General features: G+C 39.4%; 6 protein-coding genes. 4 read left to right on the top strand and 2 right to left on the bottom strand.

The annotated features are described in order from the left end of the window. Positions 1 to 479: 479 nt before the first annotated feature. The 3 genes from AC1M9K_RS12110 to AC1M9K_RS12100 all read left to right on the top strand — a co-directional run bounded on the left by AC1M9K_RS12110 (position 480) and on the right by AC1M9K_RS12100 (position 3898). Positions 480 to 1931: an aldehyde dehydrogenase family protein gene (locus AC1M9K_RS12110; RefSeq protein WP_481589410.1), complete on the top strand. Its 1452-nt coding sequence runs from the start codon at positions 480 to 482 to the stop codon at positions 1929 to 1931. Between the two features lie 370 nt (positions 1932 to 2301). After that, complete coding sequence (locus AC1M9K_RS12105) at positions 2302 to 3786, top strand: sodium-dependent transporter (RefSeq protein WP_481589409.1); 1485 nt, start codon at positions 2302 to 2304, stop codon at positions 3784 to 3786. A 1-nt stretch (position 3787) separates the two neighbouring features. Continuing rightward, the gene (locus tag AC1M9K_RS12100; RefSeq protein ID WP_081403317.1) at positions 3788 to 3898 is read left to right on the top strand and encodes a methionine/alanine import family NSS transporter small subunit; all 111 of its coding nucleotides are present in this window, start codon (positions 3788 to 3790) and stop codon (positions 3896 to 3898) included. Positions 3899 to 3991: 93 nt separating this feature from the next. Here AC1M9K_RS12100 and rsmB read toward each other — a convergent pair whose 3' ends face one another. Both rsmB and fmt read right to left on the bottom strand, forming a co-directional pair. Further along, complete coding sequence (gene rsmB, locus AC1M9K_RS12095) at positions 3992 to 5287, bottom strand: 16S rRNA (cytosine(967)-C(5))-methyltransferase RsmB (protein ID WP_481589408.1); 1296 nt, start codon at positions 5285 to 5287, stop codon at positions 3992 to 3994. Then, complete coding sequence (gene fmt / locus AC1M9K_RS12090; RefSeq protein ID WP_035270415.1) at positions 5284 to 6246, bottom strand: methionyl-tRNA formyltransferase; 963 nt, start codon at positions 6244 to 6246, stop codon at positions 5284 to 5286. Before fmt ends, rsmB begins: the two co-directional genes overlap by 4 nt. 381 nt (positions 6247 to 6627) lie before the next feature. Between fmt and ilvD the strand changes: the two genes are divergently transcribed. Then, positions 6628 to 8457, top strand: coding sequence for a dihydroxy-acid dehydratase (ilvD, locus tag AC1M9K_RS12085; RefSeq protein WP_180000371.1), 1830 nt, complete (start codon positions 6628 to 6630; stop codon positions 8455 to 8457). Positions 8458 to 8642 lie beyond the last annotated feature (185 nt).

Here is an 8642-nt window from a genome sequence, read left to right as displayed (position 1 = left end):
CGCCAGCTCATTATTCTAAACACCCCCTTCAATACAAGGGGGTGTTTTTTTATATATGTAAATTGAAATAAAGAATTAAATATAAAGGGAAAGGCATGGGTACGGGAAAATATCCGTTAAATACATTTTTAATCTTAAAATTGAAAAAATAATCATATAAACGATAAATTTTATGTCTTGAACATTTATAACAACCGCTTTTATCCATCTGATGCTCAAATTCATAAAGCATGATTAGTTTCTATCGGTGTCCCTGTGTACATAGAAAAATGATCGCCTAAACAATAGGTCGTGGTTGTATTTTAATGCTTTAGGTAATGAGTGACTAAAATGCATGCGAGATGCAATAGAGGCATGTATATAATAAAAAGTAAGAGTGAAAAATATATTACTTAATTACTCATGAACAGAAGTTGCTTGAGAGGTCATGATATAGTGAATTTAAAAGTTTTAAATCCGAATATATTTAAGGATACGCGATGACCAATTCAGAAAAAAAAATTGAGTGTGATTATTCTCTTTATGTTGCCTCTAAAGCATCCCAAACAGGTCAATGGCTTGAGGTAAAAGATAAATTTAGCCAAAAAACATTTGCCCGAGTAGCCTTAGCAGATGCAAATACTTTAGAAAAAGCAATCCAATCTGCAATTGATGCAGAACAGGCAATGGCAAAATTAGAACCATTTCAAAAGCAAAAGATTTTATTACATTGTGTCAAACGCTTTGGCGAAATGAGAGAGGAATTAACTGCAATTTTGATTGCAGAGGGTGGAAAGCCATTAAAAGCAGCTCAGGCTGAAGTTGAGCGTCTTATAAATACCTTTCAAATCGCTGCTGATGCTGTTACACAAATAGACGATGGGCGTTTAATGCCATTGGCTGTAACAGCTGCTGCACAGGGTTATACAGGTATGATTAAACATGTTCCGATTGGTGCTATATCATTAATTAGTCCTTTTAATTTTCCACTTAATTTAACTGCTCATAAAATTGCACCTGCAATTGCAGCAGGGTGTCCTTTCGTACTGAAACCTGCGTCACTTACACCAGTTTCTGCTCTAAAAATTGCAGGAGTGTTGGCTGAAACTGATTTACCTCAAGGTGCATTTTCAGTTTTACCTTGTCCTCGTGAACAGGCGGATATTTTGGTAACCGATGACCGATTCAAATTACTCAGTTTTACTGGATCGGATGAAGTCGGTTGGGATATGAAAGCACGTGCAGGTCGAAAAAAAGTCACCTTAGAGCTTGGTGGAAATGCTGCTGTTTTAATTGAACCTGATACTGAAATATCTGATGTGTTAATTGATCGTCTTATTGGGGGAGCTTATAACCATGCAGGTCAAGTTTGTATTAGTGTCCAAAGAATTTTAGTCCATGAAAATATTTATACGGATTTAAAGAAGAAATTAATTTCCAAAATAAAAAAAATCAAAGCGAGCGATCCGAATTCAGACTCGACCTTATGTGGCCCTATGATCAAGGAGGCAGAAGCTAAAAGGCTTAAAAAATGGGTTGATAAAGCTGTAAAGAAGGGTGCCAAAGTTTTAGTTGAAGGTCAGGTTAAACGGGCTTTATTTGATCCAATATTGTTAGAAAATGTTGATGCGTCTTTAGAAATTTATAAAGATGAAGCTTTTGGACCCGTTGCCATTCTAGAGAAGTACAAAGATTTTGAAAAAGGCATTGCTACAATTAATCAAAGCCGATTTGGTCTACAAGCTGGCGTTTATACACAAAGTCTGAATAAAATGATGTATGCGTGGAATCATTTACATGTAGGTGGTGTCATCATTAATGATATTCCATCATTCCGTGTAGATAATATGCCTTATGGTGGCGTTAAGGATTCGGGTCTAGGTCGAGAAGGGATTCAATCAGCAATTCGAGATATGCAAGAAGAGCGTTTGCTTGTGATTAAACAAGGATAATTATTTTTTATGTTAAAAGGAGCATAACGCTCCTTTTAAATTATTTAGTTTAGATTAACGCAGTGATTTAAAAATAAACATATTGAGTTAAAATTAATCAATAAGAATAAAAAAATGATGAAACACAGTTTTTTCCTGAATTAATTACAGAAAAATCTGATTAAAAGCGCTATTGTTGATTCATTAAACATCCTTTATTTCATCTTTCTTTAACCAAGAATATTAAATAAGGGGGTGGTTTGTAATTCGAAAAAAATGCTCAAAAGGCCGTTTCTGATTCAAACAAAAAAATTTTAATGGTATGCAATTACTTGCGAGATAACATCAACAATAGCAGTAAGCGTGTACCCATTTACGGATTAGGTACTATATGACAGCTTCACGTGAAAATTGGAGCGCCAGATCAGGTTTTATTATTGCAGCTATTGGTTCTGCAGTAGGTTTAGGCAATATTTGGCGTTTTCCCTATGTCGCATATGAAAATGGTGGCGGGGCATTTTTAATCCCTTATCTGGTTGCAATTTTTGCTGCCGGTCTCCCACTTTTATTTTTAGATTATGCAGTTGGACATAAATACCGTAAAGCCCCACCCACAGCTTACAAGAAGTTGATGAATGGTGAATCATTGGGTTGGTGGCAAGTCGCTGTGACATTAATTATTGGTATTTACTATGCCAGTGTATTGTCATGGGCGGGTAGTTATATGTTCTACTCGTTTGGTCAACAGTGGGGAAGTGATACAGAGAAATTCTTTTTCACTACCTATCTTCAAAATGGCGAAGGTTTAGCATTTGGATTTGTTCCGACCTTATTTATAGGTTTGGTTGTCGTTTGGGCGATCGTTATGTTCATCCTGTATGGTGGGGTGAAGAAAGGCGTGGAATTGTCGAATAAGATCTTTATGCCATTATTGGTGGTTTTATTTACGATTCTCGTGATTCAAGCTATTCGTTTACCAGGTGCTGTCCAAGGTTTAAATGCATTCTTTACACCAAACTGGGAAGCGATGGGCAACTATAAAGTGTGGTTAGCTGCATTTGGCCATATCTTTTTCTCGTTATCCGTTGGTTTCGGGATTATGTTGACCTACGCTTCATATTTGAAGAAAAAAACGAATTTAACTGGTTCTGGACTAGTCGTTGCTCTTGCAAATTCATCTTTTGAAATTTTAGCTGGTATTGGGGTATTTGCAGCATTAGGTTTCATGGCCTACAGTGCGGGTGCTTCAGTTGACGATGTTGTATCTGGTGGTATTGGTTTAGCTTTTATCGCTTTCCCTAAAATCATTTCAAGCATGGGGGCTGGCGGAGACTTATTTGGCTTCTTGTTCTTTGCATCTTTAACAGTTGCAGGGATTACATCCATGGTCAGTATTCTTCAAGTTCCAATCGCAGGTTTTCAAGACAAGTTAGGATGGTCTCGTAAGAAGGCTGTGACAATTATTGCAGGTGGTTCAGCAATTGTTTCAACTTTATTGTTCTCAACTCACAGCGCGATTACGTTTGTCGATATTATCGATTACTTTGCCAATAATATTGGTATTGTCGCGGGTGGCTTATTATCAATCGTATTGGTGTCATGGTTCCGTCGACCATTGTTAAAGCAACTTCAAGAGCATGTAAATCAATATTCTAGTATTAAGCTAGGTGTTGGTTGGAACTTCATGTTGACGATAGTCACGCCAATTTCATTGTTAGCTGCGTTATTGCTAACTTTGAACTCAATATTTACTGAAGGTTATGGCGGTTATCCAATTGAGATTCTATTGCCAATTGGTGGCGGTGTAGTTGCAATCTTTGTATTCTGTGCGGTTGTTTTTAGTCGTCTAAAAGACAATGGACCTGAGGAGAAATAAGATGAATACTTCTGCTTTAATGATGCTTATTATCTCAACAGTGCTGTTATGGGGTGGTCTTATTTTAGCCATGATTCATTTGGCAAAAAACCCAGATGAGCTTGAAGATTAAACTACTTCAGATCAATATTAAAAAAGCCATGACACGAGTCATGGCTTTTTTATATGTCGGTAAATTAGAAATAAACTATCTTAAAAAATAGCATTAAATCTTTTGAATTAAACAATAATAGAATCCATCACCATGACCTTGTTGTGGCAATAACTGACGGCCGTGGATTTGTTCAATTCCCCAATTTACATTTAATTTGATTTCTTGAGCATCTGCATGCGTGTTGAAGAAATCAATCATTTGGTGTTCATTTTCAGCTTTCAAAATCGAGCAGGTAATATAAAGCATTGATCCGCCAACTTTGAGTTGTAGCCACATGTGATTCAGAATTTGTTTTTGAAGTTCAACCGTTTGTTGAATATCGGTAGATTGGCGAAGTAAACGAATATCTGGATGACGTCGTACAACTCCAATAGCAGAACACGGTGCATCAAGAATAATACAGTCAGCCTGTTCAGGTGCAGACCATACCGTAGCATCAGCAGTGAGTATTTCCACTGGAGCATACTGATTAAGTGCAAGACGCTCTAAGTTTTCACTTACGCGGCTTAAACGCTTTGTGTCGTGATCGATCGCATACAGCTTTTTAGGACGATAACACTCTAAAATATGTGCTGTTTTTCCACCTGGGGCCGCACATGCATCAATTACGATTTTATCATCAATATTTGGCAACAAGGTCGCGCAAAGTTGAGCATGTTCATCCTGAACAGAAAAACCACCTTCTTCAAAGCCAGGGAGGTGAGGAATATGCACGGATTGATCTAAGATAATGCCGACATCGGACCATTCACATGGATGAGCATCAATCCCTTCTTCATCAAGAATATCTAAATATTCCTCACGGCTTACCTGTCGTTCATTTACACGTAGTGTCAAAGGCGCAGCCAGTTTAAGCTCAGCTGAAAGCATTTCAAGATACTCTGGCCAATCTTTTTTCAAACGCTTAAATAGCCAACTAGGTAAACCATGGGCTTGGTCTAATGCTTCGCCGAATTCTTCAGTTTCACGTGAAACACGACGTAGAATCGCATTCACGACGCCACTTAAAGCCTCAAAACCAAGTTGTTTGGTGGCTGTTACCGTTTCTGAGATAGCCGCATGTGCTGGAATACGCGTGCAAAGCAGTTGATATAAACCTAAATATAGGCAGCTTTCAACGGTTTCATTGTTGAGCGGTTTAGTCAGAAGAGGGAGAGTAATTGCTTTAAGTGCATGCCATTGGCGTAAAGTGCCTAAAGTCAATTCATGAAATAAGGCCCGATCACGCTCACCAACCAATGAAAGATGTTGGGAAAGAACAGAGGTGAGGGATTGCCCATTCTGAACGGCCAGTAATGTTTTAATCACATGTCCGCGTAAATTTAAATGAGAAGATTGTTGGCTCATGCGAAGATCTGTCCTGGCTGCAATTTTTGACTTTGTAGAATTTGTGCAGCATTGAGCGCTTTACCGCCTGGCCACTGAAGTTGAGTGAGGCAAATCACTTGATGATCACCACACACAACGTGAACACCATCCTGATCGACAGCGATGATTTCACCGACTTGTTGAGTTGATGGAGTGAGTGAAGAAAGTTTCGAATTCCAAATACGTAAATTGTTGGTTTCATCAATAGGAGTGAAAGCTACGGGCCAAGGATTGAAAGCACGGATATTTCGATCAATCGTCACAGCATCATTTGCCCAGTTAATTTGAGCTTCAGCCTTCGACAGTTTATGTGCATACACTGTAAGTGATTCATCTTGAACTTCACGTGTATCTAAATAATGCTTTAAAGTGTCTTCACTTTCTAAAACAGCGAGAGTGGCTTCAGCCCCTTGTTGAGCCAGTTTATCATGTAAGGTTGCGGAAGTATCTTCAGCCGTAATAGGACAGATCGTTTTAAACATCATGTCACCAGTGTCTAGACCAGCTGCCATTTTCATGATCGTAATACCTGTTTCAGTATCACCTGTCGCGATAGCACGTTGAATAGGGGCTGCACCTCGCCAGCGAGGCAATAAGGAACCATGAATATTCAAGCAGCCGTATTTAGGTGTATCTAAAACGACTTGAGGCAAGATTAAACCGTATGCTGCGACCACCATCACATCAGCATTGAAAGACTTGAGTTCAGCTTGAGCAGCCAAACCTTCCTCAGTCGACGATTTAAAATGTAAAGGTTGGTAAACAGGAATATTGTGCTCAAGCGCCAATTGCTTTACCGCTGACGCTGTTAGTTTTTGTCCACGTCCTGCTTTACGGTCTGGCTGCGTATACACAGCAACAATTTCATGAGAAGTCTTTAGCAAAGCTGCTAATGCACTCGCTGCAAATTCAGGGGTTCCCGCAAAGATGATTTTCACTCAGACACTTCCAAAACAATATAAAGAACATTATATGCCAAAAGCGATTTTCGCCCAAATAAGGTCGTAATTTGAAACGTTTTCATGTGCATTTTGTGCTTAAGGTGTGATTAATAAAATTTATGTATTTTTAAAAAAAGATTCATGAAAGTTTTGTATTACGATTTCAGATAAGGGTTTATAGTAGATCACATCTCTTACATCGATTTAGATCGTTGAGGGCAAATCAGACCTATACGAACAATTGCAAGCAATGGTTAACTGTTAATCAGAAAGCTGTCATAATAGAAGTAAGGTTCAACTGATTTAGCCTTATATTTCAGTATCATTTAGCCAGATTGAATACATATTCATCGAGCTCAGCTTAAGTTGGAAATAAAAATGCCTGACTATCGTTCGAAAACATCAACACACGGAAGAAATATGGCGGGTGCACGTGGCTTATGGCGTGCAACTGGAATGAAAGACGAAGATTTTGGCAAACCAATTATTGCAGTAGTCAACTCATTCACACAATTCGTACCGGGTCATGTGCATCTTAAAGACTTAGGTCAGCTTGTTGCACGTCAGATTGAACAAGCGGGTGGTGTAGCTAAAGAATTTAATACAATCGCAGTAGACGACGGTATTGCAATGGGTCACGACGGAATGTTGTATTCATTACCATCGCGTGACTTGATTGCTGACTCAGTCGAATACATGGTCAATGCACACTGTGCAGATGCAATGGTTTGTATCTCGAACTGCGACAAAATCACACCGGGAATGTTGATGGCGGCAATGCGCTTGAACATTCCTGTGGTGTTTGTTTCAGGCGGTCCAATGGAAGCTGGTAAAGTCCAAATTCGTGGTGGTGAACAAGCGATTGACCTTGTGGATGCCATGATTGTTGCTGCAGATGACAACTACACAGATGAAGAAGTAAAAGCATACGAACGTTCTGCATGTCCAACTTGTGGTTCATGTTCAGGGATGTTTACTGCAAACTCAATGAACTGTTTGACAGAAGCATTAGGTTTATCATTACCGGGTAATGGTTCAACACTTGCAACGCATGCCAACCGTAAAAAACTATTTGAGCGTGCGGGTCAGTTGATTGTTGAAATCACAAAACGCCATTACGAACAAAATGATTACAGCGTATTACCACGCAACATTGCCCCTAAAGCTGCTTATGAAAATGCCATGACTTTAGATATCGCGATGGGTGGTTCTACCAATACAGTACTTCACTTATTAGCGGCTGCGCATGAAGCAGAAGTTGATTTTACAATGGACGATATCGATCGTTTATCACGTAAAGTGCCTGTACTATGTAAAGTTGCACCTGCGGTTAAAAATGTTCATATGGAAGATGTCCATCGTGCAGGCGGTATCATGTCGATCCTTGGCGAATTAGACCGTGCAGGTTTGTTAGATACTTCTGTACCAACCGTACATGAAAAAACATTGAAAGATGCTTTAGATAAGTGGGACATTATTCGTACTGAAAATGAAGAGGTATATAACTTCTTTAAATCAGCACCGGGCGGTGTACCAACACAAACAGCATTCTCACAAGACCGTTACTACACACGTCTTGATGGCGACCGTGAAAATGGCGTGATTCGTAATGCAGAACATGCTTTCTCTAAAGACGGCGGTTTAGCAGTCCTTTACGGTAACATCGCACTTGATGGTTGTATCGTAAAAACGGCTGGTGTAGATGACTCGATTCTGAAATTCAACGGTACAGCACGCGTATTTGAAAGCCAAGATGATGCAGTAGAAGCAATCTTAGGCGGCAAAATCGTAGCAGGTGACGTGGTTCTGATTCGTTACGAAGGTCCACAAGGTGGTCCGGGTATGCAAGAAATGCTGTATCCAACAAGCTACTTAAAATCAAAAGGCTTAGGTAAAGACTGTGCGCTTGTGACTGATGGTCGTTTCTCGGGTGGTTCATCAGGTCTTTCAATTGGTCACGTGTCTCCAGAAGCGGCTGAAGGCGGTGCAATTGCTTTAGTTGAAGATGGCGATCGTATCGAAATTGATATTCCAAACCGTACGATTCACTTAGCAGTTGCTGATGATGTATTGGCAGCGCGCCGCGAAGTGCAAGAAGCTAAAGGTTGGAAGCCTGCGAAAGAGCGTCCACGTAAAGTATCTAAAGCACTGAAAGCGTATGCAATGCATGCAACAAGTGCTGCAAAAGGTGCGGTACGCGATATCTAATCTGCTTATAAACTAGATCAATCATGATTCAAAAGCATCCTTCGGGATGCTTTTTTAATCACGAAAAGTTTGAATTTCATCTGAAAGCGTCAATTACATTAATGACAATATTTGATAGAAAGGTCATAAATATTGATCAATTCTCTTTGTCTTGATATAAGTTTTGCTCGCGTTCAAACTTTTTT

Source organism: Acinetobacter sp. 24-47-67, assembly GCF_056779735.1.
The sequence above is the reverse complement of the archived record's forward strand: the minus strand, read 5'-3'. Positions and strand labels throughout refer to the sequence as shown.